The organism is Sulfitobacter sp. OXR-159 (genome assembly GCF_034377145.1).
In the GTDB taxonomy this organism is placed as follows: Bacteria; Pseudomonadota; Alphaproteobacteria; order Rhodobacterales; family Rhodobacteraceae; genus Sulfitobacter.
On record NZ_CP139707.1, the window covers coordinates 1,614,058 to 1,637,202 of the forward strand.

23 protein-coding genes are annotated in these 23,145 nt (G+C 59.9%); 15 read left to right on the forward strand and 8 right to left on the reverse strand.

What is annotated here, in order from left to right:
• Positions 1 to 173: 173 nt before the first annotated feature.
• The gene (locus T8A63_RS08290; protein ID WP_416153248.1) at positions 174 to 2,408 is read left to right on the forward strand and encodes an ATP-binding protein; all 2,235 of its coding nucleotides are present in this window, start codon (positions 174 to 176) and stop codon (positions 2,406 to 2,408) included.
• 13 nt (positions 2,409 to 2,421) lie between these two features.
• On the opposite strand, the gene T8A63_RS08295 is transcribed toward T8A63_RS08290, so the two are convergent.
• Positions 2,422 to 3,015, reverse strand: a complete 594-nt coding sequence (locus T8A63_RS08295) for a gamma-glutamyl kinase (protein WP_067942263.1) — start codon at positions 3,013 to 3,015, stop codon at positions 2,422 to 2,424.
• Between the two features lie 203 nt (positions 3,016 to 3,218).
• Here T8A63_RS08295 and recA point away from each other — a divergent pair, with 203 nt between their 5' ends.
• From recA to T8A63_RS08315, 4 genes are all read left to right on the forward strand, one after another.
• Positions 3,219 to 4,289, forward strand: coding sequence for a recombinase RecA (recA, locus tag T8A63_RS08300; RefSeq protein WP_067627237.1), 1,071 nt, complete (start codon positions 3,219 to 3,221; stop codon positions 4,287 to 4,289).
• A 138-nt stretch (positions 4,290 to 4,427) separates the two neighbouring features.
• Complete coding sequence (gene alaS / locus T8A63_RS08305; RefSeq protein ID WP_322345497.1) at positions 4,428 to 7,085, forward strand: alanine--tRNA ligase; 2,658 nt, start codon at positions 4,428 to 4,430, stop codon at positions 7,083 to 7,085.
• Positions 7,086 to 7,090: 5 nt separating this feature from the next.
• On the forward strand, positions 7,091 to 7,378 hold the full coding sequence (locus tag T8A63_RS08310) for a DUF1330 domain-containing protein (protein WP_067261798.1): 288 nt from the start codon (positions 7,091 to 7,093) through the stop codon (positions 7,376 to 7,378).
• An 82-nt stretch (positions 7,379 to 7,460) separates the two neighbouring features.
• Positions 7,461 to 8,186: a phosphatase PAP2 family protein gene (locus tag T8A63_RS08315; protein ID WP_067942259.1), complete on the forward strand. Its 726-nt coding sequence runs from the start codon at positions 7,461 to 7,463 to the stop codon at positions 8,184 to 8,186.
• Positions 8,187 to 8,271: 85 nt separating this feature from the next.
• On the opposite strand, the gene typA is transcribed toward T8A63_RS08315, so the two are convergent.
• The 3 genes from typA to T8A63_RS08330 all read right to left on the reverse strand — a co-directional run bounded on the left by typA (position 8,272) and on the right by T8A63_RS08330 (position 11,039).
• Entirely contained in the window at positions 8,272 to 10,089 is a 1,818-nt protein-coding gene (typA, locus tag T8A63_RS08320) for a translational GTPase TypA (protein WP_067931183.1), read from the reverse strand.
• Positions 10,090 to 10,235: 146 nt separating this feature from the next.
• The gene (locus T8A63_RS08325; RefSeq protein WP_322345498.1) at positions 10,236 to 10,565 is read right to left on the reverse strand and encodes a DMT family transporter; all 330 of its coding nucleotides are present in this window, start codon (positions 10,563 to 10,565) and stop codon (positions 10,236 to 10,238) included.
• A 15-nt stretch (positions 10,566 to 10,580) separates the two neighbouring features.
• Positions 10,581 to 11,039: an Lrp/AsnC family transcriptional regulator gene (locus T8A63_RS08330; RefSeq protein WP_132443344.1), complete on the reverse strand. Its 459-nt coding sequence runs from the start codon at positions 11,037 to 11,039 to the stop codon at positions 10,581 to 10,583.
• Positions 11,040 to 11,154: 115 nt separating this feature from the next.
• Here T8A63_RS08330 and T8A63_RS08335 point away from each other — a divergent pair, with 115 nt between their 5' ends.
• Entirely contained in the window at positions 11,155 to 11,361 is a 207-nt protein-coding gene (locus T8A63_RS08335) for a DUF6356 family protein (RefSeq protein WP_120351138.1), read from the forward strand.
• A 292-nt stretch (positions 11,362 to 11,653) separates the two neighbouring features.
• Here T8A63_RS08335 and T8A63_RS08340 read toward each other — a convergent pair whose 3' ends face one another.
• The 4 genes from T8A63_RS08340 to T8A63_RS08355 all read right to left on the reverse strand — a co-directional run bounded on the left by T8A63_RS08340 (position 11,654) and on the right by T8A63_RS08355 (position 14,435).
• A complete protein-coding gene (locus T8A63_RS08340; RefSeq protein WP_322345499.1) occupies positions 11,654 to 12,868 on the reverse strand; it encodes an NADP-dependent isocitrate dehydrogenase in 1,215 nt (404 codons plus the stop codon).
• Between the two features lie 96 nt (positions 12,869 to 12,964).
• Positions 12,965 to 13,549, reverse strand: a complete 585-nt coding sequence (locus T8A63_RS08345) for an HD domain-containing protein (protein ID WP_067626837.1) — start codon at positions 13,547 to 13,549, stop codon at positions 12,965 to 12,967.
• The gene (locus T8A63_RS08350; RefSeq protein WP_120351137.1) at positions 13,546 to 13,782 is read right to left on the reverse strand and encodes a hypothetical protein; all 237 of its coding nucleotides are present in this window, start codon (positions 13,780 to 13,782) and stop codon (positions 13,546 to 13,548) included. Before T8A63_RS08350 ends, T8A63_RS08345 begins: the two co-directional genes overlap by 4 nt.
• Positions 13,782 to 14,435, reverse strand: a complete 654-nt coding sequence (locus tag T8A63_RS08355; RefSeq protein WP_067626833.1) for an alpha/beta hydrolase — start codon at positions 14,433 to 14,435, stop codon at positions 13,782 to 13,784. The genes T8A63_RS08350 and T8A63_RS08355 overlap by 1 nt, the downstream gene beginning before the upstream one ends.
• A gap of 172 nt (positions 14,436 to 14,607) precedes the next feature.
• On the opposite strand from T8A63_RS08355, the gene T8A63_RS08360 reads away from it, so the two are divergent.
• The 9 genes from T8A63_RS08360 (at position 14,608) to T8A63_RS08400 (ending at position 23,054) form a co-directional block, all read left to right on the forward strand.
• Complete coding sequence (locus T8A63_RS08360) at positions 14,608 to 15,069, forward strand: Rrf2 family transcriptional regulator (protein WP_067930525.1); 462 nt, start codon at positions 14,608 to 14,610, stop codon at positions 15,067 to 15,069.
• 113 nt (positions 15,070 to 15,182) lie between these two features.
• Complete coding sequence (locus T8A63_RS08365; RefSeq protein WP_322345500.1) at positions 15,183 to 16,283, forward strand: cysteine desulfurase family protein; 1,101 nt, start codon at positions 15,183 to 15,185, stop codon at positions 16,281 to 16,283.
• A gap of 36 nt (positions 16,284 to 16,319) precedes the next feature.
• On the forward strand, positions 16,320 to 17,843 hold the full coding sequence (gene sufB / locus T8A63_RS08370) for a Fe-S cluster assembly protein SufB (protein WP_067942269.1): 1,524 nt from the start codon (positions 16,320 to 16,322) through the stop codon (positions 17,841 to 17,843).
• Positions 17,843 to 18,649 carry a polysaccharide pyruvyl transferase family protein gene (locus tag T8A63_RS08375; RefSeq protein WP_322345501.1) on the forward strand — a complete coding sequence of 269 codons (807 nt, stop codon included), beginning with the start codon at positions 17,843 to 17,845 and terminating at the stop codon, positions 18,647 to 18,649. The genes sufB and T8A63_RS08375 overlap by 1 nt, the downstream gene beginning before the upstream one ends.
• An 83-nt stretch (positions 18,650 to 18,732) precedes the next feature.
• On the forward strand, positions 18,733 to 19,488 hold the full coding sequence (gene sufC / locus T8A63_RS08380) for a Fe-S cluster assembly ATPase SufC (RefSeq protein WP_067625310.1): 756 nt from the start codon (positions 18,733 to 18,735) through the stop codon (positions 19,486 to 19,488).
• Positions 19,488 to 20,768 carry a SufB/SufD family protein gene (locus T8A63_RS08385; RefSeq protein WP_322345502.1) on the forward strand — a complete coding sequence of 427 codons (1,281 nt, stop codon included), beginning with the start codon at positions 19,488 to 19,490 and terminating at the stop codon, positions 20,766 to 20,768. Before sufC ends, T8A63_RS08385 begins: the two co-directional genes overlap by 1 nt.
• Positions 20,768 to 21,250 carry a YIP1 family protein gene (locus T8A63_RS08390; RefSeq protein ID WP_322345503.1) on the forward strand — a complete coding sequence of 161 codons (483 nt, stop codon included), beginning with the start codon at positions 20,768 to 20,770 and terminating at the stop codon, positions 21,248 to 21,250. Before T8A63_RS08385 ends, T8A63_RS08390 begins: the two co-directional genes overlap by 1 nt.
• 1 nt (position 21,251) lies before the next feature.
• Positions 21,252 to 21,830, forward strand: a complete 579-nt coding sequence (locus T8A63_RS08395) for a YIP1 family protein (RefSeq protein ID WP_322345504.1) — start codon at positions 21,252 to 21,254, stop codon at positions 21,828 to 21,830.
• Between the two features lie 3 nt (positions 21,831 to 21,833).
• A complete protein-coding gene (locus T8A63_RS08400; protein WP_322345505.1) occupies positions 21,834 to 23,054 on the forward strand; it encodes a cysteine desulfurase in 1,221 nt (406 codons plus the stop codon).
• The last annotated feature ends 91 nt before the right edge of the window (positions 23,055 to 23,145 follow it).

The window sequence follows — 23,145 nt, forward strand, 5'->3', positions numbered from 1 at the left end:
TTCCCCATAATCAACCAATGCGTGCAAGTGCTCTAGGGTTAAAGCCTGCTTAACTTCTCTCGCACGTAATAGTCCTATGATTCGGTTGTTAGGGGAATTGCGTGCAGCAGGGCGTCGGGGATTCAGGGGTTGGCGGGCAGGCCGGGCTCACGCGGCTATGGCTGCTTGGGGCGATGGCCGTGGCCACCGGTGCGCTCGCGCAGCGCAGCGCCGAGGCGTCGTTGAAGCTTGGCCTTACCGCAGCGGCGGTCACGCTCGGCTTGATTTCAATCGGTTACATGGCCCTCCGCCTGCGGGCGCGGACGTTGAACCAAGCCAGCACCGACGGGGTCGCCGATTTCATCGCAAAAGACGGCACGCCCAGCTTTATCGCGTCGATCGACCGGCAAGTTATTTACTGCAATGAAGCGGCTCAGAAGCAGTTTGGCGACGGCAGCGAAGAGACCCTCGCGCAGGCCCTGCGAACGCATTTCTCCAACCCCGTGGGTCTTCTCTACCGACTGCAGTCCCGTGCCACGGCAAGCGGCAACGCACGGGAAGAAGTGATCACCCGCGTCGGCCCGGTGCGCATATCCGTACACCATGTGTCGGCTGACCGCTTGCTTTGGCGGATCGAACCGGCACCAGCCCGCGCGGGACCCCGTGCCACCCAAGATAGCATGGCCTTGCCGATGGTCATGGTCGGTCGGGGCGGGACGATCCTTTTCATGAACGAGGCGGCTCGAATCTTCGTGGGGGACCGAGTGAAGTCCATGGACCGATTGTTCAACGCCATGCCACTGACATCGGGAACCGTGGCGGAAATATCCACCGCACAGGGCAACCGTCAGGTATTGGTGGCCGAAGTCGACGCCGGTGCCAACCGCCGTGCACTCTACCTCTTGCCTCCGCCCGATGGGGGTGTCTCAGCCAGTGAATTGGGATGGGAAACTTTTCAAGACCTCCCCGTGCCGATGATCAAGCTGGGGCCGGATGGGACCGTATTGGCGTTCAACCGAATGGCGGCCAAACTGCTCGGCGTCTCCCTGCGACGCGGCGCGCATCTTTCACAGCTAATGGAGGGACTGGGCCGTTCTATCTCAGACTGGTTGAATGACAGTCTCGCAGGGCGATTGGTGCAGAAATCCGAATTTCTCAGGCTGACCCGCACGGATCAGGAGATTTTCGTACAGGTCTCGCTGAACCGGATATCCGAAGGCGGAGAGGCCGCCCTGATCGCGGTGCTACAAGACGCGACCGAACTGAAATCGCTAGAGGCGCAATTCGTGCAGAGCCAAAAAATGCAGGCCATTGGTCAGCTAGCCGGCGGTGTGGCGCATGATTTCAACAACCTTCTGACCGCAATTTCGGGCCATTGCGACCTCCTCTTGCTGCGCCATGACCAAGGCGATCCGGATTTCAGCGATCTGGTCCAGATTAATCAGAACGCCAATCGCGCAGCGGCGCTGGTGGGGCAGCTCCTCGCCTTCTCCCGCAAACAAACCCTCCGGCCCGAAACGCTGGACATGCGCGATACCTTGGCCGACCTTACCCATTTGCTGAACCGTCTGGTGGGCGAGAAGGTAACGCTAACCTTAAACCATGACCCGGTCCTTGCGCCGATCCGTGCGGATAAACGCCAGTTGGAGCAGGTGTTAATGAACCTCGTTGTCAATGCCCGCGATGCGATGCCCGCCGGGGGTGAAATTCGCATCCTGACGGAGGTGACAACACTCGACCAACCACTCGAGCGGGACCGGGTCAGCGTTCCCGCCGGGCGCTATGTCACAGTGCAGGTCCACGACGATGGCACCGGCATCCCGAAAGATAAGCTGCAAAAAGTGTTCGAGCCGTTTTTCACTACCAAACGCACCGGCGAGGGGACCGGCCTTGGCCTCTCGACCGCCTATGGGATCGTCAAACAGACGGGCGGATTTATCTTTATCGACAGTGAGTTGGGGCGGGGAACCTGTTTTACTCTGTACTTTCCGGTCCTTGAGGGGCAGCCGCATACGGTTTCTCGAAAGACCGCCTCGCAGTCCGATCAGGGCCCGGTGCAACGATCCGATGGGGTAATCCTGTTGGTCGAAGATGAAGCGCCGGTGCGGGCATTTGCCTCCCGTGCCCTACGCCTGCGCGGCTACACGGTGCTTGAAGCGGAATCCGCCGAAGCCGCACTGAAGATGCTCGAAGATCAAGAACTGGATATCGACGTCTTTGTAACGGATGTTGTCATGCCCGGCATGGACGGGCCCAGCTGGGTGCGCCAAGCTTTGAAACAACGACCGGACGTGCGGGTCGTTTTCGTTTCTGGCTATGCGGAGGGTAATTTCGGGCAGGAACAGTCAAAAATCCCCAATTCGGTTTTCTTGCCCAAACCCTTCTCCCTGACCGATCTGACCAATACGGTACATAACCAGTTACACTAAGCTGAGGCGAGGACTAAGGGATCGACTCGTAAAGCTCAAATTCCGCCGCGAATTTTCGGCGAAAGCGTTTTTCGACGTTTGGGGAAAGCGCCAATTCCATCTTGGGCGATACATTTTCTTGCCCCAAGGACAGAGTCACGTCGAGCCGCTCTTCCAAAAAACTACGCAGCCGGGCCTGATCTTCATAGCGGAAGTGGTGGGTGATGCCGGTGCCATTCGGTTGGGTCTCCATAAACTTCAACTGGCTTCCAACATCGGCAAAACCCGGCTTGTCGCCTTTCATATAGGCGAGCACAAATTCGTCAAAAGTAACCCCAAAGGTGTTGTTGGGCTTACCCTCCATGAAAGGGCGCTGCCGATAGCGGTACCAACTGCCAAGCCAAGAAATCGGCTCGCGCATGACGGCCATAAGTTCAAGCTCGGCGTCGCAGATCTTAAGGAACATGGGCCGAATAAACCGATTATACCGATAGACGGGCGCGTGTTTCAGCATAGGGGGATCGGAGATCACCATGTCCGCGCGGGGCGCGAGCGCCTTTTCATAGGCGGTGGTTCCGGTTTTGGGCACTGACAGAAAGGCCAGCCGTTCTTTGAAAAAAACAATCACTCGCGTCTTATCCCAATCTGCACATGGTCACATCTATGTCGGGTAAACCATTTCTTTACCATTCCCGAGAAAACTTAAAGGACAAACAAAATCATTGAAATGTTCTTCATTTACCCCCATATAGAACATTAGACGAACATAAGCGACACAGCGTGCAGGCGATTGCCGCCGGTGCGCCACTGTGACACTAAGGGATGAACCTAATGGCAACGGCAGATCTTTTGACAATGGACAGCAAGAAAACCGCAGAAAAGCAAAAGGCGCTCGACAGCGCGCTGGCCCAGATCGAACGTCAGTTCGGCAAAGGGTCGATCATGAAGCTGGGCGCCGAAGGGGCGATCCAGGACATCAAAGCCAGTTCCACAGGCTCGCTGGGCCTTGATATCGCGCTTGGCATTGGCGGTCTGCCGATGGGGCGTATCATTGAAATTTATGGCCCGGAATCCTCGGGTAAGACAACTTTGACCCTGCACTGCGTCGCGGAACAGCAGAAAGCTGGCGGCGTCTGCGCCTTTGTCGATGCGGAACACGCGCTTGATCCGCAGTATGCGAAAAAGCTTGGCGTGGACATTGACGAGCTGCTTATTTCGCAGCCCGACACGGGCGAACAAGCCTTGGAAATCACTGACACTCTTGTGCGATCTGGCGCCGTCAACATGGTTATCGTCGACTCAGTCGCGGCTCTGACGCCGAAGTCCGAGCTTGAAGGTGAGATGGGCGACAGCAGCGTAGGGGTTCAGGCCCGTTTGATGTCTCAAGCCATGCGTAAGCTGACGGGCTCGATCAGCCGGTCGAACTGTATGGTCATTTTCATTAACCAAATTCGGATGAAGATCGGCGTCATGTTCGGGTCACCCGAGACGACAACGGGCGGTAACGCGCTGAAATTCTACTCCTCTGTCCGGCTCGACATCCGCCGCATCGGCGCGCTGAAAGACCGTGATGAGGTTGTCGGCAACGCGACAAAGGTCAAGATCGTCAAAAACAAAGTCGCGCCGCCGTTCAAGCAAGTCGAGTTCGACATCATGTATGGCGAAGGCATCTCCAAGATGGGCGAGTTGCTTGATCTTGGCGTAAAAGCTGGCGTGGTCGATAAATCAGGATCATGGTTCAGCTATGGGGATGAGCGGATCGGGCAAGGGCGCGAGAACGCGAAAACCTTCCTAAAGCAAAACACCGCCATGGCGTCGGAGATTGAGGATAAGATCCGCGCAGCCCATGGATTGGACTTCGAAGGGTCCGGCGGCGATGACGCGGATATTCTCGAAGCGTAAATGCGCTTTGGGTATTAAGATGCTGCAACGGGGGCGTGGCCATGGGCTGCGCCCCTTTTTCGTGGGCAGGAACGGTGGACAGCGCCGGGGCTGAGGGGTATTTGGGATCGATCAAATCTGCCCCGGAAGGCCTCGCCCATGAAGACGCTGAATGAAATTCGCTCAACTTTTCTGAATTATTTCGATGCGCAGGGGCATCAGATCGTGCCCTCTAGCCCCCTGGTGCCGCGCAACGACCCGACACTGATGTTCACCGCTGCCGGTATGGTGCAGTTCAAGAACCTTTTTACCGGGGTGGAAACACGCGATTACAGCCGCGCCACGTCGGCACAGAAATGTGTGCGGGCGGGCGGCAAGCACAATGACCTCGACAACGTGGGCTATACCGTGCGGCACCACACGTTTTTCGAGATGCTGGGCAACTTCAGCTTTGGCGACTACTTTAAGGCCGAGGCGATCCCCTTTGCTTGGGACCTGCTGACCAAAGAGTTCGGCATTGATCCGAACCGGCTTTTGGTCACGGTGTACCACACGGATGAAGAAGCGGTTAAAATTTGGAAGGCGCACACTGGCCTGCCGGATGAACGCATCATACGCATCGCGACGGATGATAACTTCTGGTCCGCTGGTCCAACGGGCCCCTGCGGGCCCTGTACCGAGATTTTCTACGATCACGGTGACCACATCTGGGGTGGCCCTCCGGGATCGCCCGAAGAAGACGGGGACCGTTTCGTTGAGATCTGGAACCTCGTTTTCATGCAATACGAGCAGTTCGAGGATGGTACGCGCCAGCCGCTGCCCAACCAGTCGATCGATACCGGCATGGGGATCGAGCGGGTGGCGGCGCTGTTGCAAGGCACGAATGACAACTATGCCACGGACTTGATGCGCAACCTGATTGAGGCCAGCGCACATGCGTCTTCGACCGATCCCGACGGGCCGGGCAAGACCCATCACCGGGTGATTGCCGACCATTTGCGGTCGACCTCTTTCCTGATTGCGGATGGGGTGATGCCTTCGAACGAGGGCCGGGGCTATGTGCTACGTCGGATTATGCGACGGGCGATGCGCCACGCGCATTTGCTCGGCGTTAAGGACCCTTTAATGCATCAACTGGTACCATCATTGGTGCAGCAGATGGGCGCGGCTTACCCCGAATTGGGTCAGGCACAATCGCTCATCCGTGAGACGTTGTTGCTGGAGGAAACCCGTTTCCGCCAGACGCTTGATCGCGGTTTAAAGCTGCTGGATGATGAATTGAGCGGTTTGCCCGAGGGGGCCACACTGCCGGGGGAGGCGGCGTTTAAGCTTTATGATACCTACGGTTTCCCGCTTGATCTAACGCAGGATGCGCTGCGCGAAAAAGGGCGCGCGGTGGATACCGACGGGTTCGACACCGCAATGGCGGCGCAGAAAGCGAAAGCTCGCGCGGCTTGGGCTGGGTCGGGTGAGGCTGCGGATGCCACCGTCTGGTTTGACGTGGCCGACAAAAGCGGCGTGACCGAGTTTTTGGGCTATGACACCGAAAGCGCCGAAGGGCAGATCGTGGCCTTGGTGCAAGGCAGTGATCAGGTGGATGCTGCCGCTGTGGGCAGTGATGTGCAGGTCGCGCTGAATCAGACGCCGTATTATGCGGAAAGCGGCGGGCAGGTCGGCGACACCGGGGTGATCCGCACGCAAACCGGTATCGTGAATGTGACCGACACACGCAAATCTGCAGGTGTCTTTGTGCATTTCGGCCATGTGGTCGAAGGCGAGGTGAAACCGGGTCAAACGGGTGTTCTTGAGGTTGATCGTTTGCGGCGCAGTGCCATCCGGGCCAACCATTCGGCCACGCACTTGCTGCATGAGGCCCTGCGCAATGCGCTTGGGGATCATGTGTCGCAGCGTGGTTCGCTTAACGCGCATGACCGTCTGCGGTTTGATTTCTCGCATGCCAAAGGGCTGACACAGGAGGAACTGACCCAAGTCGAGCGCGAGGTGAATGACTATATCCGCCAGAACACGCCGGTGGAGACGCGGATCATGACGCCGGATGACGCGCGGGCCATGGGGGCGCAGGCGCTTTTTGGTGAGAAATATGGTGATGAGGTGCGTGTCGTCTCGATGGGTCAATTGGAAGGTTCCGGCAAGGGAAGCGACAAATCGACCTATTCGCTTGAGCTTTGCGGCGGTACCCATGTGCGTCAGACTGGGGATATTGGCGCTTTTGTTCTGCTGGGGGACAGTGCCAGCAGCGCGGGGGTGCGCCGGATCGAGGCGCTGACCGGGACCGAAGCTCTGGCTTGGCTGCGGGAGCAAGAAGCGGCGCTGAGCCGGGTTGCGGCAGAGTTGAAAACAGCGACCAGCGACGTGCCCGAACGGGTGCGCGCCCTGCTTGACGAACGCCGGAGCCTGTCCAACGAAGTGGCGCAGCTGCGGCGCGAATTGGCGATGTCGGGCGGCGGTGCGGCCGCACCCGAAGCGCGTGAGGTGAATGGCGTCAAATTCATTGGCCAAGTCCTCAGCGGTATCACAGGCAAAGACCTACCCGGTCTGGTGGACGAGCATAAAGCCAAGCTGGGCTCTGGCGCGGTGCTGCTGATCGCCGATACCGGGGGCAAGGCTGCAGTCGCGGGCGGCGTGACACAGGATTTGACAGATCGCGTTTCGGCAGTCGACATGGTCAAAGCGGCGGTGGCCGAATTGGGCGGTAAGGGCGGCGGTGGTCGGCCCGACATGGCTCAGGGCGGTGGTGCCTCGGCAGAGAATGCAGAAGCGGCGATTGCCGCGGCTGAAAACATCTTGAAAGGATAAGGCCCATGGGCGCACTCTGGATTGCACATGTCACCGTCACCGACGAAGAGGCATATAAGAAATACGCCGCCGGCGCCACAGAGGCCATTGCAGCGCATGGTGGCAAGTTCATCGCGCGGGGCGGGCGTTTCGTTCAGCTTGAGGGCAAGGAACGGCCGCGCAATGTCGTGGCGCGTTTCCCCGATGTTGAAACAGCGGAAAAATGTTACCATTCCGATGCTTATCAAGCTGCGTTGAGCCATGCGCGCGGCGCGTCCGAACGCGAATTGATGATCGTCGAAACCGAGGAATGATTGTAAAGCGCCCCGCCTGAATAGTAGGTGGGGCGTCTTGCGTTGATGGGGGAACCTTCGCCCCGAAAGGCGGTTGACCCATATGAACCTCAACCGACTATCCGCTTTCGCCCAATGGTGCCGCCGCCACGTGGAGGTGACCACTTTGGCCCTCATGGGCCTTTCCGTCATCGCCGTTTGGACCTTGGCCGAACTCACCGAAGAGGTCGTGGCAGGCAGCACCAGCAATCTTGACCGTGACATCCTATTGTTCCTGCGCACGCCGGGCGATCTGTCGGATCCCATTGGCCCGTGGTGGGTGGAAGAGATCGGCCGTGATTTGACAGCTTTGGGCGGTGTTGCAGTTTTGGTGCTAACGACCGTTGTGGTCTCGCTCTTTTTCTTGCTGCAACGACGGTGGTCTACCGCGCTCTACATCTTTGCGACTGTTGGCGGGGGGATCGTCTTGAGCAGTATCGCCAAGGAGTTCTTCGACCGGCCGCGCCCGGACCTTGTTCCGCATGGGTCATTGGTCCACACGGCGAGCTTTCCTTCGGGGCATTCGATGATGGCGGCTGTCGCTTACCTCACGCTAGGGGCGATGGTGGCGCGGGCGCAGACGCGCCGCGCGCTCAAGGTCTATACGCTGGCGGTGGCCGTCTTGCTCACGCTGCTCGTTGGGGTCAGCCGTGTCTATATGGGGGTGCATTGGCCGACGGATGTGGCGGCAGGCTGGCTTGGGGGTGGTGCCTGGGCCATCCTTTGCCTGTTGGCCGCGCTTAGTCTGGCGAAACGCGGGCATATCGACAAAGAGGAAAGCGATCGGTAAGGCCTGCGGCTTTTCCGGCGTCAGATGTGAAAACGGCAGCGCATCCTGGGATGCGCTGCCGTTTTTATTTTGTAAAAGTCGTGGCTTAGCTGGCTTTCGCCATGCGCTTGCGCTCATGCGGGTCGAGGTAACGCTTGCGCAGGCGGACCGCGTTCGGTGTCACTTCAACAAGCTCATCGTCGTCGATATAGGCGATGGCTTCTTCAAGGCTCAGCGTCATCGGCGTGGTCAAACGTACCGCTTCGTCGGTGCCCGAGGCGCGCACGTTGGTCAGCTTTTTGCCCTTCAGTGGGTTCACTTCAAGATCGTTTTCGCGGCTGTGCTCACCGATGATCATGCCGGTGTAAACGTCAGCCTGTGCGCCGATCATCATCTTGCCACGCTCTTCGAGGTTCCACAGGGCGAAAGCGACCGAGGAGCCGTTTTCCATGGAGATCAGAACGCCCGCGCGACGGCCCGGAATCGTGCCTTTGTGCGGTGCCCAAGAGTGGAAGACGCGGTTGATGACGCCCGTGCCGCGCGTGTCGGTCAGGAATTCGCCGTGGTAGCCGATCAGCCCGCGCGAGGGGACATGGGCGATGATGCGGGTCTTGCCCGCACCGGCTGGTTTCATCTCGACCAGTTCACCCTTGCGGGTGCCGGTGATCTTTTCGATGACCGCGCCGGAGTATTCGTCATCCACGTCGATGGTGGCTTCTTCGATGGGCTCATGGCGGACGCCGTCGATCTCTTGGAAGAGAACCTGCGGGCGAGAGATCGAAAGCTCAAAACCTTCGCGGCGCATGTTTTCGATCAGAACGCCCATCTGCAATTCGCCACGACCGGCCACTTCGAAAGCGTCGCCGCCCGGTGTGTCGGAGATTTTGATCGCGACGTTGGATTCGGCTTCCTTCATCAGGCGCTCACGGATCACGCGCGACTGCACTTTTTTGCCGTCACGGCCTGCCAGTGGGCTGTCGTTGATGCCAAAGGTCACTGTGATGGTCGGCGGGTCGATCGGCTGGGCGGGGATCGCTTCGTTCACCGAGGCATCGGCCAGCGTGTCGGCCACGGTCGCCTTGGTCATGCCCGCGATAGAGACGATGTCACCGGCTTCGGCCACGTCGATGGCGGTCTGCTCCAGCCCGCGGAAGGCGAGGATTTTGGTGCAGCGGAAGTTCTCGATCAGGGTGCCATCACGCGACATGGCTTTGAGTGTCTGGCCAGCTTTCAACGTGCCGGTTTCCACACGGCCGGTCAGCAGACGGCCCAGGAAAGGGTCACCGCCAAGCGTGGTGGCCAGCATGGTGAAGGGCTTATCGGCATTCTCGATCTGCTTGGGGGCAGGGACATGCTCAAGGATCAGATCAAAGAGCGCGTTCAGGTCTTTGCGCGGCCCGTCGAGTTCGGCATCCGCCCAGCCGGAACGGCCCGAGGCATACATATGCGGGAATTCAAGCTGCTCGTCTGTGGCATCCAAGCTAGCGAAAAGGTCGAAGCACTCGTCGAGCGCACGGTCAGGCTCGGCATCTGGCTTGTCGACCTTGTTCAGCACGACGATCGGGCGCAGGCCCAGCTTCAGCGCCTTGGAGGTCACAAATTTGGTCTGCGGCATTGGGCCTTCGGCGGCATCCACCAGCAGGACCACACCGTCGACCATCGACAGAATACGCTCGACTTCGCCGCCAAAGTCGGCGTGGCCGGGGGTGTCGACGATGTTGATGCGGGTGTTGTTCCAGACGACCGAGGTCGGCTTGGCGAAAATGGTGATGCCGCGCTCGCGCTCAAGATCGTTGCTGTCCATGGCGCGTTCGGTGGTCGCCTGGTTTTCGCGATAGGTGCCGGATTGTTTCAGAAGCTCGTCCACCAGCGTCGTTTTGCCGTGGTCGACGTGAGCGATGATTGCGATGTTGCGCAGGTCCATTAAGTTAGCCTTTGGATAGGGGAGGGACGCGCCAACCTGAAGCTGCGCGTATAATTGCGCCGCCCATACCGCGCTCTGGCTACAATTGCTAGCCCTAATGCCGTGACGCACCCCTTACTGCGCGAACCTGTGCCGCCGCCACGGCCTTAATGGGTGGCGCTGTTCGAGAAGAGATGGATGACCAAAATGCCGCTAATGATCAGCAAAAGGCCAAGGACAGCAGGCAGGTCTAGCCGTTGGCCGAAAAGCACGAAGCCGATCAGCGCGATCAGCACGATCCCGAGGCCCGCCCAAAAGGCATAGACGATACCGACGGGCATGACCTTCAGCGCTAGCGACATGCAGTAAAAAGAGACCATGTAGAAAACCACCACCGCCACCGAAGGCCAAAGCCGGGTGAATTGATGCGAGGCCTGCACGGCGGTCGTGCCAAGGGTTTCCGCCACCACGGCGATGATGAGCCACAGATAATGCATGGGGGCGCGCCTTCTTCAAAGAGGGAGTTCGGTGGTTTCTTTGATTTCCTCCATCACGAAACTGGCCGAAACATCCGACAGCGGCACCCGGCGGATCAGGTCCTGATAAAGGCGATCATACCCCGCCATATCCCGAACCCGCGCCCGGATCAAATAGTCCAGATCACCGGTCATCCGGTAGACGCCGAGAATTTCGGGCATGGCCTGTGTGGCCTTGGAGAACTTGTCCAACCAATCGGGCGCATGGGCGTTGGTGCGCACCTGAATGAAGACGCTGAGGCCGAGGTCAAGTTTCGCGGCGTCCAAGAGCGTGACGCGGTTTTTGATCACGCCTGCCTTCTCGAGCGTGCGGATGCGGCGCCAGCAGGCGTTGCGCGAAAGGTGGACAGCGGACCCAAGCGCTTCGAGCGATTGGCTGGCGTCGCGTTGCAGTTCGACCAATATGCGGCGGTCAATGTCATCAAGTGTCGTCATTGTGGGAGTTTGGTGGGAAATCCTCTCAGCGGCAAGGGGTTGCGGGGTGGGATTTGAGAAAACGTCACAAAGGGGTTGGGTTAAGGTGCTGCAAAGGTAAAGACAGGAGATTCCCATGATCGCACGCATTTTTCTCGACCACCCCGCAAAGGTGGAGGAGACGTTTTTCGAGCATATGGCCTTCGCGCTTAAGTTCTCGGGCCTGCTGTTCGCGGCGGCGGGTGCGGCGCTGGTGCATGCGCTGATCCCCTGCCTGTTCGAGAAGACAGCGAGCGGGATTATCGCCAAGCTTTATGCCCGGACGCACAACCGGGGGCAGTAGGGGGCTGAGAGCCAACGCCTGCCCGTGGGTCGGCGATCAGATGGTGCCTCGTGCCACTTTATTGCTCAGCGGTGATGTGCTTCCGCGTGGTCGCACCCAGCCTTGCCAAATCGCCTACCCGGTCGCACCATATGTGCGCCCATATATAGCGGCACGCCTCCGGCGTGACGGGCGGGCAGGCGATGGCGCGGCGCATGCGGCTTGGTTCCGGGCCGGGTGGCAAGCGCGATCGCAAAAATAGAAAAGGGCCGCATCGCTGCGGCCCGTCGCATTCGGCGCAAATCCAGTTAACTCAGCCAGCCAACGCCTTGTTCAGGTTCTCGTCTACCTTCTCCAAGAAGCCCATGGTCGTCAGCCAGCCCTGATCCGGCCCCACGAGCAGCGCAAGGTCTTTGGTCATGAAACCCGATTCCACCGTATCGACGACAACCTTCTCAAGTGTCTCGGCGAAATTGATCAGCGCCGTGTTATCGTCCAGCTTGCCGCGGTGCTTCAGTCCGCCCGTCCACGCGTAGATCGAGGCGATGGAGTTGGTCGAAGTCTCTTCGCCCTTCTGGTGCTGGCGGTAGTGGCGCGTCACGGTGCCATGCGCGGCTTCGGCCTCCACGATTTTGCCATCCGGGGTCATCAACTGGGAGGTCATCAGCCCGAGCGAGCCAAAGCCCTGCGCCACGGTGTCGGATTGCACGTCGCCGTCGTAGTTCTTGCAGGCCCAGACATAGCCGCCCGACCATTTCATCGCCGAGGCGACCATGTCGTCGATCAGGCGGTGTTCGTACCAGATGTTTTTCTTTTTGAAATCCTCGGCGAATTCTGCGTCAAAGATCTCTTGGAACAGGTCCTTGAAGCGTCCGTCATAGGCTTTGAGGATTGTGTTTTTGGTCGACAGATACACCGGCCAGCCGCGGTTCAGACCGTAGTTGAAGGATGCCCGCGCAAAGTCACGAATCGAATCGTCGAGGTTGTACATCGCCATGGTGACACCGGCGGAGGGCGCGTCGAAGACTTCCTTCTCGATCGTCTCCCCATCGTCACCGACGAACTTGATCGTCAGCTTGCCCTTGCCGGGAAAACGAAAATCGGTGGCGCGGTACTGGTCGCCAAAGGCATGGCGACCCACGACGATCGGCTGGGTCCAACCTGGTACAAGGCGCGGCACGTTGCGGCAGATGATCGGCTCGCGAAAGATGACGCCGCCCAGAATGTTGCGGATGGTGCCGTTGGGGCTGCGGTACATCCGCTTGAGGCCAAACTCTTCGACCCGCGCCTCATCGGGGGTGATGGTGGCGCATTTCACGCCGACGCCATGCTCGCGAATGGCATGGGCCGCGTCGACGGTGATCTGGTCGTCGGTCTCGTCCCGCACTTCCATGCCAAGGTCGTAATACTTCAGGTCAACGTCAAGATAGGGGGTAATCAGCTTTTTCTTAATGAAATCCCAGATGATCCGGGTCATCTCATCGCCGTCGAGTTCGACGATGGGGTTTTCTACCTTAATCTTCGACATGACGAATTCCTTTGGTTGAGGATGTGTTTATCCGTGCTTTAGCCTATCGGGGGCCAAAGAGAAAGATCGTATACCATGGTATGCCGAAGCTCGCGATCAGGCGCCGACCCCGGCGAAAAAGCTGCTGATACGGGCTCGGGCGTAGGACCAAAGCGCGGGGGCGCCGATGGCGATTTTACGGCCAACCTTCTCTTCGATTTGCGCTTCCGACACATTGTAATCGGTCCAGCTGCCCCCGCCCGAGGCGAGGTTTTGCATCGGGGGCTGGAACCGGTCGAGCGATTTGGCAAAGCGGGCCGAAGGGCTCTCGGCGGCTTCGAACTCTTCCCAGATGCTGCGCAATGCGACCCGCAGATCGGCGGGCAGCAGGCCAAAGATGCGGTCGGCGGCGATTTGTTCCTGGGCTTCCATTTCAGCGGCGTCATAGTCGCCGAAGATCGGATTGTCGCCCGCGTCGATCTCAACAAGATCGTGCAGGATCAGCATCTTGATGACGCGGTTGATGTCCACCTCTGGACCGGCCTGATCGGCCAGCACCAGCGCGTAGAGAGTCAGGTGCCATGAATGTTCGGCAGAATTCTCCGCCCGGCTAGCATCGCACAGAGTGGTGCCGCGCAGGATGGTCTTGAGCTTATCGGCCTCGTTCAGAAAGGCGATCTGCTGGTCGAGCCGCTCGGTCATGCGCCTGCCTTGCCGCGATGATCGCGCAGTTTGCGGGCAAGAAAACCGCGCGCCTTGTCATTGGCCATCCGCGTACGGATGGCCGTCAAAAAGGCCTCTTCAAGTGTTTGTGACGAGGCGCCAAGCACCTCGCCAACTTCGATAAACAGCCGCTCCTCACCGGTCTCGGCCTGCACGGCGAGACATTCCTCGGCAAGCTTGTTGGCCAGTTGGAGGACGACCGCGTCCGCCATTAGCGGGTGGATTCCGTCAGGCGGCGTTTCACATAGTCGCTGGTCGAGGTGATCAGCGTGTCCATATGCGGCTCTTCAAAGAAGTGCCCGGCGCCTTCGATCTCCTGATGAGTGATTGTGATGCCTTTTTGCTCATGCAGCTTGTTGACCAGATTGGTCGTGTCAGCAGGGGGCGCCACGCGGTCGGCGGTGCCGTTGATGACAAGACCTGAGGCCGGGCAGGGCGCGAGGAACGAAAAGTCATACATATTCGCGGGCGGCGAGACCGAGATAAAGCCGGTGATCTCTGGCCTGCGCATCAGCAGTTGCATGCCGATCCACGCACCAAACGAGAAACCCGCAACCCAGCAATGTTTGGAGTTGTTGTTCATCGATTGCAGGTAATCAAGCGCCGAGGCCGCGTCGGACAATTCGCCGATGCCTTGGTCGTATTCACCCTGACTGCGGCCCACGCCGCGGAAGTTAAAGCGTAACACGGTGAAACCCATGTTGTAGAACGCATAGTGCAGGTTATAGACGACCTTGTGATTCATCGTGCCGCCGAACTGCGGATGCGGATGCAGCACGATGGCAATCGGGGCGTCACGTTCTTTTTGGGGGTGGTAGCGGCCTTCAAGGCGGCCTTCGGGTCCGGGAAAAATAACCTCGGGCATGGGTGTCCCTGTCTGGGGGTTCAAAGATCGCCGCGAATAGTTGACGAATTCGCTAGGCCACCTTAGAACGGTTCTAATCTGGTTCCGCGCAGTGTCGCGTGGATCAGTCTTTGGACTTAGGCATTTAAGCCGCCCACGTCAATCAAATGGCACGGCGAGTGAGGGTAAGACGATGAAGCTATCCACCAAAGGGCGCTACGCGATGGTCGCTTTGGCCGATATTGCCCTACAGCCTGCGGGGACGTTGGTGTCACTGGGTGACATTGCCGAGCGACAGTCGGTGTCTTTGCCCTATCTCGAACAGTTGTTCGTCAAGCTGCGGCGGGCCGAGCTGGTAACCTCTGTCCGGGGGCCGGGCGGGGGCTACCGTTTGGGGCGTCCGGCTACGGATATTCGCGTGGTCGATGTGCTTGCCGCGGTGGATGAGACGGTGGATGCGATGCACAAGGGGGCAGGTGCCTCGGGCGGGCTTTCGGGCAGCCGAGCGCAATCGCTGACCAACCGGCTTTGGCAGGGCCTGAGCGCGCATGTCTATGTCTTTTTGCACCAGACCCGCCTGTCGGATGTGGTGGATAACGAACTGGCCCCCTGTCCGGCGGTGCCGACCCTCTTTGCCGTGGTGGATGAGACGTGAGGATGGTTTTGGGCAGCGGACGCGCTTTGGCCGCTGTGGCCTGCGCGGGCGGCGATGTGGGATTTCGGGGGCGCTGCCCCCGGACCCCCGCGGTATTTGGAAAAGGATGAAGGATGCGGGTCTACCTCGACCATAACGCGACCACGCCGCTGCGGGCGGAGGCGCGCGCGGCGATGATCGCGGCGATGGACCTGCCCGGCAACCCGTCCTCGGTCCATGCCGAGGGCCGTGCGGCCAAGGCTGTGGTTGAACGCGCGCGGGTGCAGGTGGCGGGGCTTGTGGGGTGCGATCCTGTCGATGTGATCTTTACCTCCGGTGCAACAGAGGCGGCGGCGCTTGCGGCGGCGATGGGCGCGCGGATGGTGACATCCGCCGTGGAGCATGACGCGGTGCTCTCATGGGGGCAGGCGGATCGTTTGGGCGTCGACGTGCATGGCGTTTGGGACGGTGATCTGGCCACTGCGGCGGGCGCTGATCTGGTTGCCCTTCAGGCCGCCAACAGCGAAACCGGCGTGCTGCAACAAACCATGCCCTTGGCGCAGCAATGTTGGGCGATGGAGAGCAGCCCCTATGTGTTGGTCGATGCGGTGCAGGCCCTTGGCAAAACGCGGTTCAAAATGGCCACGTCGGGGGCGGATTTCATTCTCATCTCGGCGCATAAGCTGGGCGGGCCTAAGGGGATCGGCGCGTTGATCATCAAGCGCGGCATTGATTTGGCCGAACACGCGCTTTTGCGCGGCGGCGGGCAAGAAATGGGGCGCCGCTCAGGGACCGAAAATATCCCCGCCATCGCAGGTTTTGGCGCAGCGGCAGAAGCGGCGGCGGCAGATGTCTCTGCGGGGCGGTGGGAAGAGGTGGCCGAACAGCGTGATTTGTTGGAAGCGACCCTTGCGGATGCCACAAGTCTGACTATTTTTGTAGGGAAAGGCGCCGCGCGCCTGCCCAACACCTCATGCATCATTACGCCCGGCTGGAAGGGCGAGACCCAGGTGATGCAGATGGACCTCGCTGGTTTTGCCATTTCGGCGGGATCGGCCTGTTCCAGCGGCAAGGTCCGCGCCAGTGCCGTGTTGCGCGCCATGGGCTTTGATGAAACACAGGCCGCCAGCGCGATCCGGGTGTCGCTGGGCCTGAACACCACCCGGGAAGATATCCTGCGGTTCGCCACAAGCTGGACCGCCAAACTGAAAAAGCACGAAACGCGGGCCGCCTGAGCGCCGCCACGGAAAGGAACTGAAACCTTGGAAAATATGACCCTGAAAGAGAATGATGGCGTCAAGGAAGGCGTCGACCAGGAAACCGTGGATGCCGTGCGCGAAGTCGGCGGCAAATACAAATACGGCTGGTCCACGGACATTGAGATGGAATACGCCCCCAAGGGGCTGACGCCGGACATCGTGCGGCTGATCTCGGAAAAGAACGAAGAGCCCGAGTGGATGCTTGAATGGCGCCTTGCGGCTTATGATCGTTGGTTGACCAAGAAAGAGCCCGACTGGGCGATGGTCGATTACCCAGAGATCGACTTTCAGGACCAGTATTACTACGCCCGTCCGAAAAGCATGGCCGAAAAGCCCAAGTCGCTTGATGACGTGGACCCCAAGCTGCTGGAAACCTACAAGAAACTGGGCATCCCGCTGAAAGAGCAGATGATCCTTGCCGGTGTCGAAGGGGCCGAAGATGCCCCCGCCGAGGGCCGCAAAGTGGCTGTCGACGCGGTCTTTGACTCCGTTTCCGTCGGGACGACTTTCCAAGAGGAACTGAAAAAGGCTGGCGTGATCTTTTGTTCGATCTCCGAAGCGATCCGCGAGCATCCCGAACTGGTGAAAAAATACCTCGGCTCGGTTGTGCCCGTATCGGACAACTTCTACGCCACGCTGAACTCTGCTGTCTTTTCTGATGGTTCCTTTGTCTACGTGCCGCCGGGCGTGCGCTGCCCGATGGAACTGTCGACCTACTTCCGCATTAACGCGGAAAACACCGGCCAGTTCGAGCGAACGCTGATCATCGCCGACAAGGGGTCTTACGTGTCCTACCTTGAAGGTTGCACCGCGCCCCAGCGTGACGAGTCGCAGCTGCACGCGGCGGTCGTTGAGATCATCATCGAAGAAGATGCAGAGGTGAAATACTCCACCGTTCAGAACTGGTATCCCGGCGATGAAAACGGCAAGGGTGGCATCTATAACTTCGTGACCAAACGCGCCGACTGCCGCGGCGACCGCGCCAAGGTGATGTGGACACAGGTCGAGACCGGCTCTGCCGTGACTTGGAAATACCCCTCCTGCATCCTGCGCGGCGACGACAGCCAAGGCGAGTTCTACTCCATCGCCATCGCCAACAATATGCAGCAGGCCGACACCGGCACCAAGATGATCCATCTCGGCAAGCGCACCAAGTCGCGCATCGTGTCCAAGGGCATCTCGGCGGGCAAGGCGCAGAACACCTACCGGGGCCTCGTGTCGATGCACCCCAAGGCCAAGGAATCGCGCAACTATACCCAGTGTGACAGCTTGTTGATCGGCTCGGAATGTGGGGCGCATACTGTGCCTTACATCGAGGTCAAGAATAACAGCAGCCGGGTCGAGCATGAGGCGACCACCTCCAAGGTGGACGACGATCAAATGTTCTACTGCCGCTCGCGCGGGATGGACGAGGAAGAGGCCGTGGCGCTGGTTGTGAACGGGTTCTGCAAGGACGTGCTGCAAGCCCTGCCGATGGAGTTCGCCATGGAAGCGCAAGCGCTGGTGGCTATTTCGCTGGAAGGCTCCGTCGGCTGATGAGCCTTGCTGCGGCGCATACCCCCCTCCGCCTGCATTGGTGGAAGGCGCAGCCGAATTTCGGCGATGCGCTGAGCCCGCTGATCCTGAGCCATGTCTCGGGGCGGCGGGTGGCCCATGCGTCGGTGGACGAGGCGGATATCTTTGGCCTTGGCTCGCTTTTGCAAATCGTGCGGCGCAATTTCGACACGCCGCGCAACGGGGCCAAGCCGGTGATCTGGGGCAGCGGTCTGCTGCGTCCCGCAGGGGGCCGTGCGTTCTTGAAAAACATCGAGATCGCATTGCTGCGCGGTCCGGTGACCGCGGCGCTTTTGGGGGTAGAGACTGACGCTTTCGGCGACCCCGGGCTTCTGGTGAATGAGGTTCTGCCAAGCGATGCACCGCGCGGCGACAAGAACGGCATCGTGCCGCATCATACGCTCGCCGATGCTCCCGAACTGCTGGACCTCGTGGCCTCCGACAGCGCCTATGTGCTGATCGATCCGCGAGACCCGGTAGAGCATGTCTGCGCCGCGATCGCATCCTGTGCCCATGTCTTTGCCTCATCCCTCCACGGGCTGATCACGGCGGATGCCTACGGCGTGGCGAACACTTGGGTCGCACCCGAAGGGCAGGGACGGCTCAAGTTCCACGACTACGCCGCCTCGGTGGGCCGTGACATGCGCGTGCCGATCGCCTTGGCCGATATTCCGGCGGCCCGCAAACCCGATGCGCCGCTGGTCTATCACGACGGTATTGCTACCTGCCGCGCGGCGCTGATCGAACACTTTCCCGCCGCGCTCTGTGCCCATGAGGGGGCGGCATGAACTTTAACACGCAGGGGCAAGCCCCTGAGATAACACTGAAATAGCATGAATTGCGGCGCAAGGCGCGCCAGAAGGAGACCGAAATGCTGAGCATCAAGAACCTGCAGGTGAAACTGGAAGAAGAGGACAAGCAGATCCTCAAAGGCGTCGATCTGGAAGTCGAAGCTGGCAAAGTACACGCCATCATGGGGCCGAACGGCTCGGGCAAGTCGACGTTGAGCTACGTGCTCTCGGGCAAGGACGGCTACGAGGTCACCGAAGGCTCCGCCACGCTCGAAGGCGAAGACCTGCTGGACTTGGAGCCCGAAGAGCGCGCCGCGGCGGGCCTTTTCCTTGCTTTCCAATACCCCGTTGAAATTCCAGGCGTCGGCAACATGACCTTCCTGCGCACCGCGGTGAACGCACAGCGCAAAGCGCGCGGCGAAGAGGAAATGTCGGCGGCAGACTTCCTCAAGGAAATCCGCGCTAAGGCGAAGGATCTGAAGATCGACGCTGACATGCTGAAGCGGCCTGTGAACATGGGCTTCTCGGGTGGTGAGAAAAAACGCAATGAAATCTTGCAGATGGCCATGCTTGAGCCAAAGATGTGCATCCTCGATGAGACCGACTCGGGTCTTGACGTCGACGCCATGAAACTCGTCGCCGAAGGTGTGAACGCCCTGCGTACCGAAGGCCGTGGTTTCCTTGTCATCACCCACTACCAGCGTCTTTTGGACCACATCAAACCCGATGTTGTGCACATCATGCACGACGGTCGCATCATCAAGACCGGTGGCCCTGAGCTTGCCCTTGAGGTCGAGAACAACGGCTACGCAGATATTCTCGCTGAGGTGGCATAATGGCCGAAGCGAAACTGCAAGAAACCCCGACCGAGGCGATGATCGCACGGCTCAGCATGCCGCAGGGTGGCTGGGCCCAGGCGGCGCGCGAGGACGCGCTGGCGCGGCTCCGTGCCATGGGCTTGCCGCAACGCCGGGATGAATATTGGAAGTTCACCCGCCCCGACACGCTGACGCAACCCGAGGCGCAGCCTGCCGCGATTTTCGATCACGGCGAGGCACCGCTTTTCCACGATACCGACCGTCTGCGTATCGTCTTTGTCGACGGTGAATTCGACGCCGAAGCCTCCGACGATCTGTCGCTAGAAGGCGTCAGCATCGAACGGCTCGCGGCGGCGGACAGTGATCTGCATTGGGCGCGTGACCTCTATGGTGCGCTGGAAAAGAACGGCCAGACGCCAGTTCAACGCCCACTGGCCGCGCTGAATACAGCCTTCGCGAGTGACGGGGTGCTGATCCATGTCACCGGTCAAGTGAGCAAGCCGATCAATCTGGTTTACACCCATAAATCAGAGACTTCGGATGCGATGTTGCACCACGTCGTGAAGCTCGAAAAAGACGCCGAAGTGACCCTTTTGGAGAACGGCCCCGCCGCCGCGCGCTTCAACACCGTGATGGAGGTTGAAGTGGCCGACACCGCGCGCTTCCACCATGTCCGTGCACAGGGTCGCGATCATGAGCGCCGGGCTGCAACACATGTCTTCACCCGTCTTGGCAGCGAGTCGCTGTTCAAGAGCTTCACCGTTACCGTGAACGGCGCGCTGACGCGCAACGAATGCGTGATCGAACTCACCGGCGATGATGCCTCGGCCCATGTGGCTGGTGCCTGCGTCGGCGATGGTGACTTCCATCATGACGACACGGTTTTCATCACCCATGACGCGGTGAATTGCGAAAGCCGTCAGGTCTATAAGAAGGTGCTGCGCAACGGTGCGACTGGCGTGTTACAAGGCAAAATCCTCGTTAAGGAAGGCGCGCAGAAGACCGATGGCTATCAGATCAGCCAGTCGCTTTTGCTGGACGGCGACAGCCAGTTCCTCGCCAAGCCTGAGCTGGAAATCTACGCTGATGACGTGGCCTGTTCGCATGGCTCGACCTCTGGTGCGATCGACGAAGATGCGCTGTTCTACCTCCGCGCCCGCGGCGTGTCTCATGCCGAGGCGACCGACCTTCTGACACTGGCCTTCCTTGCCGAAGCGGTGGAAGAGATCGAAGCCGAAGGTCTGCGCGAAGAGATCAACGGGCGTCTCAGCGCGTGGTTGGAGCGTCGTAGCAGCTGATGGCTGTCACCAGCGATATCGTTGCGACCTATCGCGGCCCCGGCAAAGTGATGTCGGGGCTGTTGGCGCAGGGCCGTAACGAGGTGCGCGTTCTGATGTTCGCGCTCATGGCGGGGCTGCTGATTTTCGTGGCCCTGTCCCCTTATCAAGCCCGCGCGGCGCATCTTGACCCCGAAGGACCGCTGGCCGTGCGCCAGTATTGGAGCGCGTTTTTCTGGATCTTCGTGATGCCGATGCTGCTCTATGGCGTGGCGGCGATGGTCTGGGCGATCAGCCGCATCGCGGGGCAGCGGCTCACTGGCTACGCGGTACGCTTGACCTTGGTTTGGTCGCTGCTCGCTTCCGCGCCAATCCTGTTGTTGCTGGGCCTCGCGCTTGGCTTTATCGGGCCGGGCGTGCAGGCGCAGATCGTCGGCGTGCTCTGGTTGGCCGTATTCTTCTGGTTCTGGATCGCAGGCTTGCTTGCGGCACAGCGGGGCTGAGATGGACAGCGCCGCCCTGATCCAACTCGCGCAAACCACATTGCGCAGCCCCCGCGCCGCAGCGCGGATGATCGCGGCCCTACCTTTGGGCCGCGAGGTGATTTGGACATCGCTCGCTTTGGTCGCGGCGCTTAACGCGCTGTTGATCTCGGCGATGTTCGTGATCGCGCCGCCCGCCATCGCATTGCCGAGTTATTTCCAATCGCCACTGGTGCTTTTTGCGCTGCTGGCCGGTTTGATGGTGCTCTATGTTCATGCGCTGTCTTGGGTCGGCCGGGCCTTGGGCGGGCAGGGCGCGACGGCCCCGCTTCTAGCGGCCGTGGTCTGGTTGCAGGCGCTCCGGCTCTGCGCGCAATTGGGAATCCTGCTGTTGACCATGGCTCTGCCGCCGGTGGCGCTGCTGGCTTCTTTCGTCGTTACTTTTTGGGGTCTTTGGATCCTGCTGAATTTCGTGGCCGAACTGCTGCATCTGCCGGGGCTCTTCCATGCCGCCGCTGTGCTGGCAGGGGCCGCGCTTGGGGTCTTGCTGGGTCTTGGCCTCCTGCTGTCTTTGATCGGGCTGACCGCCCAAGGAGTTTGAAACATGTTCAACGTTGATGCTGTCCGGGCGCAGTTTCCGATCCTCGGCCGCGAAGTGAACGGCAAGCCGCTGGTCTATCTCGACAATGGTGCATCAGCGCAGAAGCCGCAGGTGGTGATCGATGCGATCACCCAAGCCTACGCGAATGAATACTCCAATGTTCACCGTGGCTTGCACTACCTTTCTAATCTGGCGACCGACAAATATGAAAGCGTGCGCGGCACCGTTGCACGGTTTCTCAATGCCGGATCAGAAGATGAGATCGTGCTCAACACCGGTGCTACTATGGGGATCAACACCGTGGCCTATGGCTGGGCCATGCCGCGGATGCAGGCCGGTGATGAGATCGTCCTGTCGGTGATGGAGCATCACGCCAATATCGTGCCATGGCATTTCCTGCGCGAGCGGCAGGGCGTGGTGCTGAAATGGGTCGACGTAGACGCCACCGGCGCGCTGGACCCGCAGGCGGTGATCGATGCCATCGGGCCAAAGACCAAGCTGGTTGCGATATCGCATCTTTCCAATGTTTTGGGGACCAAAGTTGATGTGAAATCCATCACCGCAGCGGCGCATGAAAAAGGCGTTCCGGTGCTGGTCGATGGCTCGCAGGGGGCGGTGCATATGCCGGTGGATGTCCAAGACATCGGCTGTGATTTCTATGCCGTCACGGGGCACAAACTCTATGGCCCCTCGGGCTCAGGGGCGATCTACATCAAGTCCGAGCGGATGGCCGAAATGCGTCCGTTCATCGGGGGCGGCGACATGATCCGCGAAGTCAGCAAAGACGCGGTGAGCTACAACGACCCGCCGATGATGTTCGAGGCGGGCACCCCCGGCATTGTGGCCACCATCGGCTTGGGCGTGGCGCTGGATTTCATGATGGACCTGGGAATGGAAAATATCGCCGCCCATGAAGATGATCTGCGCGACTACGCCGTGTCCCGTCTCAGTGGGCTGAACTGGCTTAACCTTCAGGGTACGACACCGGATAAGGCGGCCATCTTTAGCTTCACCTTGGATGGCGCGGCCCATGCCCATGACATTTCAACCGTGCTCGACAAGAAGGGCGTGGCGGTGCGGGCCGGGCACCATTGCGCGGCACCTTTGATGGCGCATCTCGGGGTATCTGCCACCTGCCGCGCGTCCTTTGGCATGTATAACACCCGCGCCGAGGTCGACACATTGGTTGACGCACTTGAATTGGCGCATGATCTTTTCGCCTAAGCTCAATTTCGCCGCCCTAGCCCCCGGATTTCCCATTGCAGGGGCGGCCCGCTCTGGCTATACCGCCCCTCAGTGGACCCTTAGCTCAGCT